We start from the raw sequence: 15531 nt of genomic DNA on the forward strand, positions 1-15531 counted from the left end.
GATAAGTGCCTAGAAAAAAGAAGACTGAAGAATCTCAACAATCTGCAGATAAGAAACCGAAAAAGAAGTTATCTTCCAAAGAGAAATATGTTGATCCAAACGTTATAATAGATGAATATTTGGATGAGGTAATAAATTCTTTAGGATTAGCATATTTAAATCTAGAGAGAGAAGAATTTAAAGAGTTAATAAAGGAACCTTTTGCTGCTGCTGTAGGTGAAGTAAAAACTAAACCGAAGGCAAGGACTATAATAAATAGATTACAAGCTAATAGAGATTCGTTAATGGAGTTTCTTGCATTAAAACTTCTCAGAATTAAAGACCTAGATAAAATGACTGATGAACAATTAGAATTTGTAGTCTATAATATAAAATCAGCTATTAAGGACCTGGGTCCTAGGCTATATGAAGAGTTAGTTAAAAGAAACAGACAAGATCTAATCGATTTTCTAAGATCTACATGGGCTACTTATGGTATAAATTCACCAATAGAATGTCCTAGATGTAAATTTAACGCTATAATGCCTGATCTTTCTTGTTATATTTGTAAATATATTATTTCTATGAAACAACTTAAAGAAGAAATTCATGTTATAGATTTATTAATTGATTATAGCAAAGTAGATCCAGAAGGATTTAAAGAAATTATATCATCTGGTTATTTCTATTATAGTTGGAGTGGTGTTTCACCCCCCAGTAAAATGCCTAAAAATGATCCATTAGTTTTTGAAATAGTTCTTAATAAGGACGAGAAAGAGAAGCTAAAATCTTATTACAACGTTGGCAATACTCCCCCTCATTAATAAAAGCGTTACATAACTTACATGTTTTCCCTTGAAATAACTTAATTGAAGAATGAAATGTGTGGAAAAGCTCATAATTCTCTTGTAAATAAGATAATGTCCATTCATATATTTTATTAAACATTTCATCTCTCCATCTGAGCTTTATCTCTGCGAATCCTTTAAGCTCATTAATAGAGGTAGAATATAATGGTATAAAGAATATATTATTGTTAAATATAGTCATAACTTTAGCAAAACTTAAATAATTAGAATCTTGTGATGAAATAGAATAAATTAAATATGATAACAAGAAATCAGATGTAAAAGGTAAGACTTTTATTTTATGTTGAAGCTTTTCAGCTTCAATTATCATATTCCAGATAATATCATTTATATTATCTTTCTGTACGTTTACTTTTACTTCATCAATTATTAGCTTACATTTATAACATGCTTTATCTATAATAAACTTTAATAAGGCGGATAGAGGACCGAATTCTTCTTCTATGATTATAGCCACTTTATCATTATAACTAAACTGTTTTGAGTCATAGATTTCTCTTCTTACTCTTTTGATAATTTCATCTCTTGCACAATATTCGCATAATTTTCTGCCACCAATTACTGTTATTGCTTCTCTTTTATTGCATCGTTGACAGATTTCCATATTTAATCCTTAGATATTGTTTTTTATCCTCTTAAATTGATCACAAGAAATCATAATAGAAAAATTTATATATAAGCGATTCTAATGCAAAACCAGATACGGTGTTTAAATATGGCAAACGCCCCAGTCTTGTTATTAAAGGAAGGTACTCAAAGATCTTCTGGTAGAGATGCTTTAAAGAACAATATTTTAGCTGCAGTAACTCTATCTGAAATGTTAAAGAGCAGTTTAGGACCTAGAGGATTAGATAAAATGTTAATCGACAGCTTTGGAGATGTAACCATAACAAATGATGGTGCAACAATAGTTAAGGAAATGGAAATTCAACATCCAGCAGCTAAACTTTTAGTTGAAGCTGCTAAAGCGCAAGACGCTGAAGTTGGTGACGGAACAACGTCTGCTGTAGTCCTTGCAGGACTTTTATTAGATAAAGCGGATGATTTACTTGATCAAAATATTCATCCAACAATTATAATTGAAGGTTATAAGAAAGCGCTTAATAAGGCTTTAGAAATAATCGATCAATTAGCAACTAAAATTGATGTTTCAAACTTAAACTCTCCTGCTACAAGGGATCAATTAAAGAAGATTGTTTATACTACGATGTCGAGTAAGTTCATTGCTGGAGGAGAAGAAATGGATAAAATAATGAACATGGTAATTGATGCAGTATCTATTGTTGCTGAACCTTTGCCTGGAGGAGGTTACAACGTACCACTTGATTTAATAAAGATTGATAAAAAGAAAGGAGGAAGCATTGAGGACAGTATGCTAGTTCACGGTTTAGTATTAGACAAAGAAGTTGTTCACCCTGGAATGCCAAGGAGAGTTGAGAAAGCTAAGATTGCAGTATTAGATGCTGCTTTAGAGGTAGAAAAGCCTGAAATATCAGCAAAGATTAGTATCACGAGCCCAGAACAGATTAAAGCTTTCTTAGATGAGGAGGCAAAGTATTTAAAAGATATGGTAGATAAATTAGCTTCAATTGGCGCAAATGTTGTAATATGCCAGAAAGGTATTGATGATGTAGCTCAACATTTCTTAGCAAAGAAAGGGATACTTGCAGTAAGAAGAGTTAAGAGAAGTGATATTGAAAAACTAGAGAAAGCACTTGGTGCTAGAATTATAAGTAGCATAAAAGATGCAACTCCAGAAGACCTAGGATACGCTGAGTTAGTAGAGGAAAGAAGAGTTGGAAATGATAAGATGGTATTCATTGAAGGAGCAAAGAATCCAAAGGCAGTGAACATCTTATTAAGAGGCTCTAACGATATGGCATTAGATGAGGCTGAAAGGAGCATAAATGATGCCTTACATTCATTAAGGAACGTATTAATGAAGCCAATGATTGTGGCTGGCGGTGGTGCAGTAGAAACTGAATTAGCTTTAAGATTAAGAGAATATGCAAGATCTGTAGGAGGTAAAGAGCAGTTAGCTATTGAGAAATTCGCTGAGGCATTAGAAGAAATTCCAATGATATTAGCTGAAACTGCTGGTATGGAGCCTATACAAACATTAATGGACTTAAGGGCTAAACATGCTAAAGGATTAGTTAACTCTGGAGTTGATGTTATGAATGGAAAGATTGCTGATGATATGTTAGCCATTAATGTACTTGAGCCAGTAAGAGTAAAGTCACAAGTATTAAAGAGTGCAGTAGAAGCAGCAACTGCAATATTAAAGATTGACGATTTAATTGCTGCTGCTCCATTAAAGAGTGGAGAGAAGAAGGGCGAAGAGAAGAAAGAAGGAGGAGAAGAAGGCTCTTCTTCCTCCTCTCCATCATTAGAGTAATAATTTTTTATTTATACATCATTAGCTGATTTGTTTCTTCTGATCCATAACCTTCAAGTTCATCAAGGATTTTTTTTGCTGCATCTTTAATTTTCTGGCTTGAGTAATTATCATAGACTGTTATAAGTAATTTTTTAGTTAAATCTACGCCAATTATAAAAATTAAATTTGTAAAATCTGGGCTTAATAAAAAATCTGCTAATTTTTCAGGGTCTCCTCCATAGGAGGAAAATCCATATTTTGATTCAGCTTTTGCTAAAAGTTTTTGCGCTTCATCTAAACGTCTCATGTCTAAACTTACTGGAGTTAAAACCTTGCTAACGATATGTCTTAAGAAGTCTGGTTCACTCAATTACTTCGCCTAAAATATATTAATATAAATTGGCATATAAAAGCTGTAATTTTTAAGTTTTACATTTCATCAATACTTATAAGGATTAAAACTTGATATAATGTTAGGTATTGAGGGTTAAATAATGGCCTCGTCAAAGAAGAAGAAGAGATCTGGTGAAAAAGAAGAGTCTTCCAATAAAATTGAAAGTAAGCTTAAGGTGTTGTATTCTGACAAAGAAGTAGTCGTAATGACTGCACCTAATGAAGAAGAACTAAAGCAAATTCTTTTAGATTTGTTAAGTGAAAAACCTATGAATCTTAAAGAATTACATTCTTATTTATCTGGGATAGCTAGCGAAGACAAAATTAGAAAAGCATTATCAGATTTAGCTGAGAAAAACATGGTTACTATGTTAGACGATGGAAGATATGCAAAGTTAGGTTAAGTTTTTGAATGGGCACGTTTTCCATTGCGTTGAACATAAGTTTGCTTGTCTTTCTGTAAGTATTCTCCTAAGGACTTTACAATAGGCAACTAGTCCTTTTTCAGTCTTTATGATTTGGAAATAACTACACTCACTATCCAATATTTTTTCTAAAATATTTATTTTAGGATAGAAATTTACTTCTTCTTCTGTATCTTCTCCTGAAATAAACACTTCTAATCCATCCTTCTTTTCTTCTTCATCTTTATAAAATCTACAAATTCTATAATCTTTAAAGCATCTATTAGGGCTTGTTACAGTATCCGAAGGATTATCTAATAGAGGTGATGTACAAAATCCACCCTTATAGTATGGACATACACTACGTTTCTGCAATTTCTCTCACTATTACATGTACGCCAAGAAGATCATCATCCCCACTTTCTGTGGGTAATGTTATCTTATTTACTACTATTTGATCTACGTCATTTATTTTTTCTAATATTTCTGTTAGATTTTTTTCACTTATCTTCTTTTCTCCCCTTAAATCTTCTACTATTAAGACTTCTGCTCTTTTCATAGTTTAACACTTCAGAGTGGAAAAAGATATAAAGATAGTGGCTTATGCTCTGTTGTGAATCCTATAAAAGAAGTAAAGCTAGAGTTTGCTAAGATTTTATCTGATGCACTTGGTGTTAGCCAAGATAAATTATATGAAAACTTTGAGTATCCTCCAAAAGAACAAATGGGAGATATATCATTACCTTTACCAACTGTAATAAAAGATAAAAGCTTGTTAAATGTTTCTAACTTTTCTTTCTCTGGTAAATTAATTAAAGAAATTAGAAAAGTAGGTATATATATAAATGGGATTATAAATGAAGGAGAATTATTTAAGCTTATTTTTTCTAATCTTTCAGAGGATTATGGAATAGAAAAAATAGATAAACCACAAAGAATAGTCGTTGAACATACTAGCGCTAATCCTATTCATCCGCTACATGTTGGTCACTTAAGAAATGCAATATTAGGTGACACTATTGCTAGAATGCTTAAAGCTCGCGGTCATCAAGTTAACACAAGATTTTATGTAAATGATGCTGGAAGACAAGTTGCAATACTGGCTTTAGGTTATCTTTTGCTAGGGGAACCAAGCCCTCCTAAAGATGAAAAAATAGATCAATGGATTGGAGTAATTTATGCAATTACAAATATCTTGATAGAGATAAATCAATTAAAGAAAGAACTAAGTAATTCAAAAGAAGAAGAATATAGAGAGAAAATATCTAAATTAGATGAATTGGTTTCTTTAGCCGGAAAACATAGAGAGAGATATCCTGAGATATTCGATAAATTAGCTGATGAAATCAGTAAGATTGAGGATATAGAGATGAAAATTCAAGAAATTATACGAAAATATGAAAGTCATAGTGATGAAAAGATAGTAAATACTATAAGAAAGTTAGTGAGCTGGACATTAGAAGGTTTCAAGGAAAGTCTTGAAGTCCTTGGTATTACGTTTGATAACTTTGATTATGAAAGCGAGTTGTTGTGGAATAAGAAGGTTGATGAAGTAGTTAAATTAGCTATCTCTTCTGGTTTAACAAAAGAGTACAAAGGTACAACTGCTATATTTCTTGAGATAGATCCTGAAATACGTAAAAGATTAAATATTCCGTTAGGACTTGAACTTCCACCTTTAGTTTTAGTTAGATCTGATGGTACAACTCTTTATACTACAAGAGATATCGCATATTCTCTGTTTAAATTTGAAGTTTTTTCTGCAGATAAAGTAATAAATGTGATAGCTGAACAGCAAGCAGTTCCTCAAATGCAATTAAGAGCCACTTTGTATCTTTTAGGATTTAAAGATATTGCTGAAAATCTTATACACTATTCTTATGGAATGGTAAACTTACAAGGAATGAGAATGAGCGGAAGACTAGGAAGATTTATCTCGTTAGATGAAATAATAAATGAATTAAAAGAAGTTGCTGAAAGTAAAATAAAAGAAAAAGGAGGAGATGTCACAAACTTATTTGATATAGTAAACTCAGCAATAAGATATGCAATTTTGTTAGTATCTGCAAATAAACCAGTATCATTTAACATAAAAAACATTGTTGATTTTGATCAAAATAGTGGTCCTTACTTACAGTATACTTACGCAAGAGCTTACAATATATTAAATAAAAATACTGAAAATCTTCAACTTAATAAAGCAAATCTTAACGATCTAGTAGATGATAAAAGAAAGCTTTTACTTCTTATTGCTAAATTCCCAGAAATAGCTACAAAAGCTATAGATGAATTAAGACCAGAGGATCTTTTAGGCTTCTTAAGAAATGTTGCTGACGTATTTAACAGATGGTATAACTTTGAAAGAGTCTTGCAAGAGCCAGATGAAGGCAAAAGGATGACAAGATTATTTATAGTAAAAGGAGTAGAAAGAGTCCTTTATAATGGTCTTAATTTAGTTGGTATAAAGCCTCTGAAGAGAATGTAGCGGACCCGCCGGGACTTGAACCCGGGACCGCCGGCTCACTGCATAATAACCGCAGGCCGGCGCTCTATCCTGGCTGAGCTACGGGTCCTCAATATCTAATAATCTAAATCTACTATTAAATTTCCCGTTCCAAGATATTTATGAATAGAAGAAAATGAAATATGTTAGTTACATGTCTAATGGGTATTAGAAATTTCCCTTCTCTTTCTGGTAATACCATGCTGTTTACTTATAAACCTAATATATCAATTTGACTAATATTAAATGATAGGAAATGCAAAAAGCTGATATTAACATTCTTTCCCTTTCGAAGCTTAAGGTTATCAAAAGGGGTAACAAAGTAGAGGAATTTAGAGCAGAAAAAATAATTTCTAAACTAGGTCTTGTGCCGGAGGAAGTTTTTGATGGAATATTGAACGACATTTCGCAAAATGCAAAAGATAATGCTATCGATACAAGGACAATTGCTGACATAGTTGAAAGGAACCTAATTGAACATTCACTTGATCATCCAGAATTAATGGAATTAGCTAAAAAGTACGTTTTAGCTAGGATTTATAACCACGTTTATGGTAAGGGTAAGTGGAAGGAGTTTGACAAAAGGGATTTACTCCTTACATATAATGCATTAAAGGTTCTTGAGGCTAGGTATTTGCTAAAAGATCCTAACACACTTAGATACATAGAAACTCCACAAATGATGTTCAGAAGGGTAGCTAAGTTCTTAGCATCTGTAGAAAAGAGTTACGGTAAATCTGATAATGATGCAAAGCAACTTGAAGAGAAGTTTTATGAGATAATGAGTGAGTTAAAGTTCTTACCAAACACACCAACTTTAATGAATAGCGGGACACGTCTCGGTATTCTTTCAGCTTGTTTTGTTATCCCAGTCAGAGATTCAATGATTACATCAAATGGTGAAGGTATTTATGATGCTTTAAGAGCTATGGCTGTTGTTCACCAACAAGGTGGTGGTACTGGTTTTGATTTTTCTGAATTAAGACCAAAGGGTGATATTGTTGCATCAACTGCTGGTGTTGCCTCTGGTCCAGTATCTTTCATGAGAATATTTGATGTTTCTACAGACGTGGTAAAGCAAGGTGGTAAAAGAAGAGGGGCTAATATGGGTGTTATGCATGTTTGGCATCCAGACATTGATGACTTCATTAAAGCTAAGACTGGACAATTAAAAGATACTCAATTACAGAATTTCAACATTTCTGTTGGTGTTTATGATTACTTTATGAATGCTGTTGAGAGGAGTGATGTTGTGCCGTTAGTTAATCCTAGGAAGACTAAAATACCAGGCAAGGAGTGGGAGTACTATATTGCTAAGGCAAGGGGTTACATTACGGAAGATTGGATACAAGAAGTTATCCTTTCAGAACTTGAAGAGAAGGGCGGTGCGGTTTATCTTGATGAGAGTAAGATAATAACTGTAGATGAAGCATTAGTAATTGCTGAAAAAGAGGGAGCAATAACTCAATGGGTTAATGCTAGACAACTCTTCGAAGAAATTGTTAAAGGTGCATGGGACAGTGGTGATCCTGGACTTCTTTTCATAGATACAATAAATAGGAGGCATCCAACTTGGTACCTTGGAAAAATAAATGCTACTAACCCATGTGGTGAAGAACCATTATTACCCTGGGAATCTTGCAACTTAGGTTCGATCAACTTAGAAAAGTTTGTAATCGAGAGGGACGGCAAGCCTACAATTGATTGGGATGGTTTAGCTGAGACTATTAAGTATGCTGTTAGACTTTTAGATAATGTTATTGATGCTAATCGCTATCCATTAAAGCAAATTGAAGAAGCTACTAAGAGGACTAGGAAGGTTGGTCTTGGTGTAATGGGTTTGGCTAGAATGTTAATAAAGCTAGGTATACCTTATGACTCAGTTGATGCTGTATATTTATCTTATCAATTGGCTAAGTTCATTTATTATCAAGCTTTCAAAGAGTCTATTGAGATTGCAAAAGAGAAAGGCTCATTCCCTGCTTATGACTCTAAGTTGTATAGAGATATTTGGGAGAGTGCAAAATCATTTGATGAAATCCTTGAAATTGTAGGTATTAAAGATAAGCCCAGTGAATATATAAAGAGACTAACGTTTATCGTAGACAAATTGGATTTTGATAAGTTAAAGGAGGATAGGATTAAGTATGGTTTAAGAAACGCTACTGTAGTTTCAGTTGCCCCAACTGGTACAATATCAATAATTGCTGGTACGTCCTCTTCTATTGAACCATTATTCGCATTAGCTTTCATAAGAAATGTTGCAGTTGGAAAATTCATGGAAATTGATCCGCTCTTCCTTGAATATCTGAGAAAGTACGAATTAGATAATCCAGAGGTTGTTAAGAAGGTAGCTGAGACTGGTATGATTGGTGATAATCTATTCATGCCAAAAACAATGAGAAAAATATTCAGAACAGCACATGAAGTACCACCAGAATATCATTTATTACATCAAGCAGTATGGCAACAGTGGAACGATTCTGGCACATCAAAGACTATAAACTTAAAATCAGAAGAACCGCCAGAAACTGTTGAAAAAGTGTATTTACTAGCTTGGAAACTTGGAATCAAAGGAGTAACTGTGTATAGGGATAAATCAAAATCACAACAAGTAATCTACTTCGGAATAAAGAAGGAAAGAGAAGAAGTAAAGAAACAAGAAGAGAAAAAGATCCAACAATTAATACCATCAAGTTTCAGAATGCAACAAAAGTTTGTTGAAGTAAGCGAAACATATGCTGGTGGATGCAAGACTTGTGAGTTATAAAGATTTTTATTTTTATTTTCCGATACTTCTATTGTAGTGTGTTTATTATGCAACTAACCCTACCATGCGAGTATTCAGTAAAGGAAATTTTACCAGCTATTAGAGCTCTTATCGCAGAGAAATTAGTAGAAGAGAAGAATCTTTCAATATATAAAGCCGCTGATCTTATGGGTTTAACTCCGGCTGCAGTCGAAAATTATTTAAAGAAAAGAAGAGGAACTGCAGTTAAAGAGTTATTAAAGAGAGATAAAGAATTCATGGATTACCTAGAGGATTTCAGTGAAAAAGTGATCAAGCAAAAGGATTCTGTTTCTTTATCTTCATATTATTGTATACTATGTGCTGAAGGAAAGAAAGTACTTAATAAAAACGGATATAGGTTATCCCATTGTATTGTAGAGAGTGCTTTAACTACTTATAATTTTTCGCTTAAGGAATGATTCTAATAATCTTTTTATTTTCAATTTAACATAAATTATACCGAATTTTCTCATAGGAATTTTTATTCTGTCAAATTCTGGATTAAGTTTTTCAATTTCTTTTCCTTGGGGTGATAAAATGTATGCATCTTCTATTCTAGCTGATAATAATAGATTAGCTATTGCTGGAAAGTCATTAAGGTTTACTAAGCCTAAAATTAACTGATTATTATCATATTTTATAAAAAACGGTATTATGCCACTAGGATATGCTTTATATAATGATATAGGAAATGGAAGTTTACAGTCAATCTTCAATACTTTATTTTTTAGATTCCAAGTAACTTCATATGGTTTAGCTTCTTTCCACGTTTTAGATTTTACTACTACAATTCTTCCTAAAGTTTCTACTTTTAAGAGTCCTTTATCATTAATTAATTTAAGCTTATTTTCCCCAACTATATTAAACGTTTCCTTCAGAGAAACGCTGAAAAATTCTGATTTCCCATGCAATTCTTTACTTTGATTTATAATAAATGGGTTAAGATAGACGTAGAATGGATTTATGTAACCTGTATCTAGTGTAAGATTGTTTTCATAAAAAGAAAGTGTATGCTCTTTCTCTCTCAGTTTTTCATTTATCTCTCCACTCTCCATAAATATCTTTTTACCGTCAAATATATCTTCTCTATTCCAAAATGAAGGATTAAAGTAACTTTCTCCTTCTTTACATGGTAATATATCATAAATTAGCTTAACTAGCTCATTAGTATTTACTTTTAAGTCCCAACCTATTTGTAATTCGTTAATTGGGGATAGGTAAAAGTATTTACTGGTATTTTCTTTTCCTATTGTTTCAATTTGTGTTCCATCTGGGCCAATAATAATTGAGTTATATTTCCAAAATATTTGATCTGGGTTTAATAATGAAAGAAGTTGTGGTGACTGCTCTAAGTAAAAAATATCGTCATCTACATATATTTTCTTTATTTCTGGAAGAGGAAAATCAGCGGCTACCTTTAATAAATCATCTAGTTTCATAAGCGGTCAAGCTCATCATTTTTAGATCCGCCAAATGCCTTTTCTTCATCACTCAGTCTCGGGGGTAATTCTTCATCCTAAATGTTCCTTTATTATTTCAATAACTTTTCTGCTATCTGCTCTTCCTCTAACTTTACTCATTACTTTACTCATTACTATATTAAATGCTTTATCCCTTCTAGCTTCAATTTCTTTTTTGTTTTCTTCTATTGTTTGTATCACTATCTTTTCTATTTCAGAGTCACTTAATGGTATATAGTTTTTAATTATGTCACCTAATGGCCTTTTAGACGTTGCCAATTCTAATAATATTTCTTGAACAGCATCTTTAGTTATTTTATCTTCATATACATACTTTATTAACTCTTCTATTACATCATCACTTATTACTGAAATATCACCGCCTTTACTTTTTACGTATTTTAGTGTAACCTCCAGTGTAGATGCAATAAATGTTGGTGGAACTTTAGGAGAGTATTTTTTAACTAGTTCATCAAATAAATCAAGTCTAATACTATTTAATATCGTATTTGCGAGATCTTTGCTTAATCCTAACTCTATTAATTTCTTTAATTTCACTTCTGGTTGTTCAGGCATAAATTGTTTTGCTAACTGTAATATTCTTTCATCTATTCTTCTTGGAGGTATATCAGTTTCTGGATACATTCTAGCCGATCCAGGCTGAGGTCTCATAAACTTTGTGGTACCATCATCTAATGCGGCCCTTGTTTCTTTAGGTACACCATCAAATGCTTGTAATACTCTGTCTAGTATCGTATTTTGTGCTATATCTAATTTTTCCTTAGGGCCTACAATTAGAACAAATGCGTCATTCTCCTTTATTTCTAGTATTTTTTTCACTTTTTCTACTTCTTCTTTAGTTATCCCATAATTAGGAAGTTCATCCGAATGGAATAATCCTCCAAGTCCTGCTAAAGATCTTACATAGTCAGCAACTTCTGTTCCAAATCTTCTATTAGGCATTAGTTGCCATCCGAAGATTCCTTTAAATCCAACTACTTTTAAGCCATATATTCTTCCTCCTTTTTCTACTTCCTTCTTTATAATTTTGCTATTGCTATCCTTTAATTCTTCTGTTAAATCTTCTACTTTGAAAGAGTTCCTAATGTTGTCCTTAGTTAGATTTCTTTTCTTTAATTCTTCTTTAATTCTTAATAATTCATACTGTCTTTTAGCCTCATTTTTTATAATCTCAGGAATAAGTTCTAGCATTTGAACCCCTTTTATTTCAGTTTTTACTCCTCCTTCAATTGAAACGTTAAGGTCTTGCCTAATTGTTCCTATACCTCTTTTTACTTTTCCAGTTAATCTCAATAGTTGCCCTATCTTAAATGCTACTCTTTCAGCTTGTTCTGGTGTTCTTATATCTGGAGCAGTAGAAATTTCAATCAAGGGAATTCCAAGTCTATCTAAATTGTAAATAACTTCAGTTCCAGTATCAGATATTTTCCTAGAAGCATCTTCCTCTAAGGCTAATGTTTGAATTCCTATTTTCTGATTATCAACTTCAATATATCCTCCTAAACTTATTATTGCAGTTCTTTGAAATCCTGATGTATTTGATCCATCAATTACTATTTTTCTCATAACATAAACTTCATCTACTAGTGTAGAATGTAATGCTAAAGATACTGCTACAGCTATGCCTAGTGCCTCGTCATCTATAATGTGAGGAGGCTCTTCATCACATTCAACTAGGCAGGAACTCGGTGGGACTCTATAAATATATTTTTTGCCTTTCTGCCATTCAAATAGAGCCGCTATATCAACCTCTCCTAATTCGCTAAATGATGGCCTTAAATATCTTTCTAATTGAGTATGAAAGTCTTCACTTAGCGTTGTTGGACAGTTGCAGAAGAGTTTATGCGAAGTATTTAATTGTTGATGTATTTCTAATCCTACTTTTAATCCTAATTTACTGTAATCTAATTCTGTCATGGTACCACCTGGGAAAATATTCTGGTATATGTCTATAATTCATCTCTCCAGCTAAGTTTGTAAGCATTAACTTTCTAATATTATCTAAATCTGACTCATGAGCCAATACCCACATGAGCTTAACGATTGCTGTTTCTGGTAGCATGTCTTCTAATGGAGTTACGCCAACTTCTTGTAATTGTCTTCCTGTAGTATATACATTCATGTTAACTCTTCCAAATAAGCATTGGGAAGTCATGCCTATAAATATGCCATCTTTGCTTGCCTTTCTAAAGGCTTCAAGGAGTTCGGTTGATGTATGTCCTAATCCAGTTCCTTCAATTATTATTCCCCTAATACCAGAAGCGATTAGATAATCTATTATATCTGCTCTCATACCAGGGTAATATTTTAATAAGAAAACTCTGGTGTCAAATTTTGCGTCTAGTTCGTTCTTTTCCCTTCTTGTAAAATAATCATCTCTAAGAAGTTTAATTTCCTTATCTTTCCAATAGACTTTAGCTATAGGGATATCATTTATAGATTGAAAAGAATCTCTTCTACTAGTATGCATTTTTCTAACTTTTACACCTCTATGCACTAAAGTATAAGTATCAGAACTTTCACCATGCATATTAACTGTAACTTCAGCAAAGGGTGCATTTTTAGCAACTAAAATTGCAGAGTATAAATTTATAGGAGAATCGCTACTAGGTCTATCACTACTCCTTTGGGAACCTACAAGAACAATAGGACCAGTTAATGATTTAAAAGAGAAAGCTAAGGCTGAGGCTGTATAAGCCATTGTGTCAGTTCCATGTGCTATTACAACACCTAAGTTTCCATTATCTAATGCTTTTTTTGCACTCTCAGCTATCTTAATCCAATATTCGGGCTTCATATTTTCACTAAGAATTGAGAATAGTACTTCAGCATCTATTTTTGCAATTTCTTTAATTTCTGGCATAAAGTTAATAATCTCTTCTGTGGTTAATGCTGGTCTCACTGCACCAGTTTCGTATTCAATTTTGCTAACTATAGTGCCTCCTGTACTTATTATCTTTACCTCACTTTTTTCTTCTTTTTTCTTTTCTTCAGCTTTAGTTGTAGGAGGAACAGTTTTCTTTTCTATTATTCTAAAGTTATTAATTCCTTTTAAAGAAATGCCTACATTGTATCCATTATCTAACTTTATAACTATTATATCGTCATCTTTCGAGTAACTCGGCATTAAAACTCCTTTTATTGTTATATTATCTTTTTGAATTTCAATTATATCTCCTAAATCAGCATTGTGAAAAGACAAAAATTCTAATGCCTTTCCTTTATATCCCTCTAACATTAAAATAAAAGAGATAATGTTAATTAAAAACGTTTATCTAGCAGCAACTGCTTGTTTTGATTGACGCGCTTTTACAACCCTTTTCTCATATTCAATTCTGTTTCTAACTCTTGGGACTTCTTTATGTTTCTCTTTTTTAGGCATTTTTGGTGTTGCATTTCTTACTTTTCCAGCTTTTGTGAGCGAACCGTGAGATGGCATATTATGTTATATATGATGGGGAAAAATTTAAACTTAAATGCTAATAGTTGTTTTGAATACTGATGAAAGTATATATCGTTGAACATGCGATAGGTTCATTTGCATATGATGAGCAAGGAAAACTTGTAGACTTTGTGCTAAGTAGTAAAGATTTAGGGAAAGTTGTTGATGCATTAATCGAGAACGAAAAAGGGATTCCATTACCTACTACTGTAGAATTAATAAAGAAAATAAAAACAGAAGAAGTTATAGTAGAAAATGAAGCTGAAATTCCTTATTTACAACAATTAGGTGTGAAAGCTTCATATGAAATTCATAATTTAGGAAGCAAAGTATTCAGAGAATCTTTGCCTAAAGTTGCCGTAGAAACTAAATTTGTCTCCTCAGAAAACGAATTGTATTCTTTTCTATATGATGTTTCTTTTGAATATACTAGAAGAAAATTAAGGAGTGCAGCTAGTAAAAGAGATCTATTAGCTATACAAGCTATAAGGGCTATTGATGATATAGACAAGACGATAAATCTGTTCTCAGAAAGATTAAGGGAATGGTATAGTATTCATTTTCCAGAACTAAATAAGTTAGTAGAGGATCATGAGCTATATTCCACTATAGTATCTAAGTTTGGGTATAGGAATGAAATAACTAAAGAAGGATTAGAAGAGATGAGTGTAAACAAAGATCTAAGTACAAAAATTTTGGATGCTGCTAAGAAAAGTATTGGAGCAGATATAACAGATGTAGATATAAGATCTATTAGAATGCTAAGTGATACTATATTAGAACTTTATAAAATAAGATCAGAACTTACTGATTATGTTGAATCAGTAATGAAAGAAGTCGCCCCAAATATTACGGCATTAGTAGGTCCAACTCTAGGTGCAAGATTATTAAGTATTGCAGGTAGCCTAGAAGATTTAGCAAAGATGCCAGCAAGTACTATTCAAGTTTTAGGAGCAGAGAAGGCTTTATTTAGAGCCTTAAGAAAGGGCGGAAGACCACCAAAACATGGTGTTATATTTCAATACCCGGCAATTCACTCTTCACCTAGATGGCAAAGAGGTAAAATAGCTAGAGCATTAGCAGCAAAATTAGCTATTGCAGCTAGAATTGATGCATTCAGTGGTAGATTTATAGGGGATAGACTTAATGAGGAATTAAAGAAGAGAATAGAAGAAATTAAGACGAAATATGCTCAGCCTCCGCCTAGAAAACCTCAAGAGCAAAAGAAAAAAGAAGAAGAGAGAAAAAGTAAAAAAGGAGGAAAAGAAAAAAGAAGAGGTAGGAGATGA

Annotated in this window: 15 protein-coding genes and 1 tRNA gene; 7 read left to right on the plus strand and 9 right to left on the minus strand. The window is 32.5% G+C overall.

Annotation, left to right across the window (positions count from 1 at the left end; translation table 11 throughout):
* Positions 1-5 precede the first annotated feature (5 nt).
* Positions 6-803 (plus strand): hypothetical protein, encoded by a 798-nt coding sequence (locus tag ACAM25_RS11355; protein WP_369609831.1) that lies wholly within the window; start codon positions 6-8, stop codon positions 801-803.
* Here ACAM25_RS11355 and ACAM25_RS11360 read toward each other — a convergent pair.
* Positions 739-1452 (minus strand): hypothetical protein, encoded by a 714-nt coding sequence (locus tag ACAM25_RS11360; RefSeq protein ID WP_369609832.1) that lies wholly within the window; start codon positions 1450-1452, stop codon positions 739-741. The genes ACAM25_RS11355 and ACAM25_RS11360 overlap by 65 nt on opposite strands.
* Positions 1453-1563: 111 nt before the next feature.
* Between ACAM25_RS11360 and thsA the strand changes: the two genes are divergently transcribed.
* Positions 1564-3246 carry a thermosome subunit alpha gene (gene thsA / locus ACAM25_RS11365; RefSeq protein WP_369609833.1) on the plus strand — a complete coding sequence of 561 codons (1683 nt, stop codon included), beginning with the start codon at positions 1564-1566 and terminating at the stop codon, positions 3244-3246.
* Between the two features lie 7 nt (positions 3247-3253).
* Here thsA and ACAM25_RS11370 read toward each other — a convergent pair whose 3' ends face one another.
* The gene (locus ACAM25_RS11370; RefSeq protein ID WP_369609834.1) at positions 3254-3598 is read right to left on the minus strand and encodes a hypothetical protein; all 345 of its coding nucleotides are present in this window, start codon (positions 3596-3598) and stop codon (positions 3254-3256) included.
* Between the two features lie 124 nt (positions 3599-3722).
* Here ACAM25_RS11370 and ACAM25_RS11375 point away from each other — a divergent pair, with 124 nt between their 5' ends.
* The gene (locus ACAM25_RS11375) at positions 3723-4025 is read left to right on the plus strand and encodes a hypothetical protein (RefSeq protein WP_369609835.1); all 303 of its coding nucleotides are present in this window, start codon (positions 3723-3725) and stop codon (positions 4023-4025) included.
* Here the strand turns inward: ACAM25_RS11375 and ACAM25_RS11380 are convergent.
* Both ACAM25_RS11380 and ACAM25_RS11385 read right to left on the minus strand, forming a co-directional pair.
* The gene (locus tag ACAM25_RS11380) at positions 4017-4400 is read right to left on the minus strand and encodes a hypothetical protein (protein ID WP_369609836.1); all 384 of its coding nucleotides are present in this window, start codon (positions 4398-4400) and stop codon (positions 4017-4019) included. The two genes, ACAM25_RS11375 and ACAM25_RS11380, sit on opposite strands and share 9 nt — an antisense overlap.
* Positions 4387-4584, minus strand: a complete 198-nt coding sequence (locus ACAM25_RS11385; protein WP_369609837.1) for a hypothetical protein — start codon at positions 4582-4584, stop codon at positions 4387-4389. Before ACAM25_RS11385 ends, ACAM25_RS11380 begins: the two co-directional genes overlap by 14 nt.
* Positions 4585-4638: 54 nt before the next feature.
* Here ACAM25_RS11385 and ACAM25_RS11390 point away from each other — a divergent pair, with 54 nt between their 5' ends.
* The gene (locus ACAM25_RS11390) at positions 4639-6510 is read left to right on the plus strand and encodes an arginine--tRNA ligase (RefSeq protein WP_369609838.1); all 1872 of its coding nucleotides are present in this window, start codon (positions 4639-4641) and stop codon (positions 6508-6510) included.
* Here the strand turns inward: ACAM25_RS11390 and ACAM25_RS11395 are convergent.
* A tRNA-Arg gene (locus ACAM25_RS11395) sits at positions 6511-6598 on the minus strand. It abuts the gene before it with no gap.
* Positions 6599-6784: 186 nt separating this feature from the next.
* Here ACAM25_RS11395 and ACAM25_RS11400 point away from each other — a divergent pair.
* Together ACAM25_RS11400 and ACAM25_RS11405 are read left to right on the plus strand one after the other, a co-directional pair.
* A complete protein-coding gene (locus ACAM25_RS11400) occupies positions 6785-9298 on the plus strand; it encodes an adenosylcobalamin-dependent ribonucleoside-diphosphate reductase (protein ID WP_369609839.1) in 2514 nt (837 codons plus the stop codon).
* A 47-nt stretch (positions 9299-9345) separates the two neighbouring features.
* The gene (locus ACAM25_RS11405) at positions 9346-9738 is read left to right on the plus strand and encodes a transcriptional regulator (protein ID WP_369609840.1); all 393 of its coding nucleotides are present in this window, start codon (positions 9346-9348) and stop codon (positions 9736-9738) included.
* Here the strand turns inward: ACAM25_RS11405 and ACAM25_RS11410 are convergent.
* The 4 genes from ACAM25_RS11410 to ACAM25_RS11425 form a co-directional block, all read right to left on the minus strand.
* Complete coding sequence (locus ACAM25_RS11410; protein WP_369609841.1) at positions 9706-10758, minus strand: hypothetical protein; 1053 nt, start codon at positions 10756-10758, stop codon at positions 9706-9708. The genes ACAM25_RS11405 and ACAM25_RS11410 overlap by 33 nt on opposite strands.
* Positions 10759-10830: 72 nt before the next feature.
* Positions 10831-12717, minus strand: a complete 1887-nt coding sequence (gene gatE / locus ACAM25_RS11415) for a Glu-tRNA(Gln) amidotransferase subunit GatE (RefSeq protein WP_369609842.1) — start codon at positions 12715-12717, stop codon at positions 10831-10833.
* Positions 12695-14038 (minus strand): Glu-tRNA(Gln) amidotransferase subunit GatD, encoded by a 1344-nt coding sequence (gatD, locus tag ACAM25_RS11420; protein ID WP_369609843.1) that lies wholly within the window; start codon positions 14036-14038, stop codon positions 12695-12697. The genes gatE and gatD overlap by 23 nt, the downstream gene beginning before the upstream one ends.
* Before the next feature lie 33 nt (positions 14039-14071).
* Entirely contained in the window at positions 14072-14239 is a 168-nt protein-coding gene (locus ACAM25_RS11425) for a 30S ribosomal protein S30e (protein WP_369609844.1), read from the minus strand.
* Between the two features lie 62 nt (positions 14240-14301).
* Between ACAM25_RS11425 and ACAM25_RS11430 the strand changes: the two genes are divergently transcribed.
* Entirely contained in the window at positions 14302-15531 is a 1230-nt protein-coding gene (locus ACAM25_RS11430) for a C/D box methylation guide ribonucleoprotein complex aNOP56 subunit (RefSeq protein ID WP_369609845.1), read from the plus strand.

The organism is Sulfurisphaera javensis, assembly GCF_041154675.1.
GTDB classification, from domain to species: Archaea; Thermoproteota; Thermoprotei_A; order Sulfolobales; family Sulfolobaceae; genus Sulfurisphaera; species Sulfurisphaera javensis.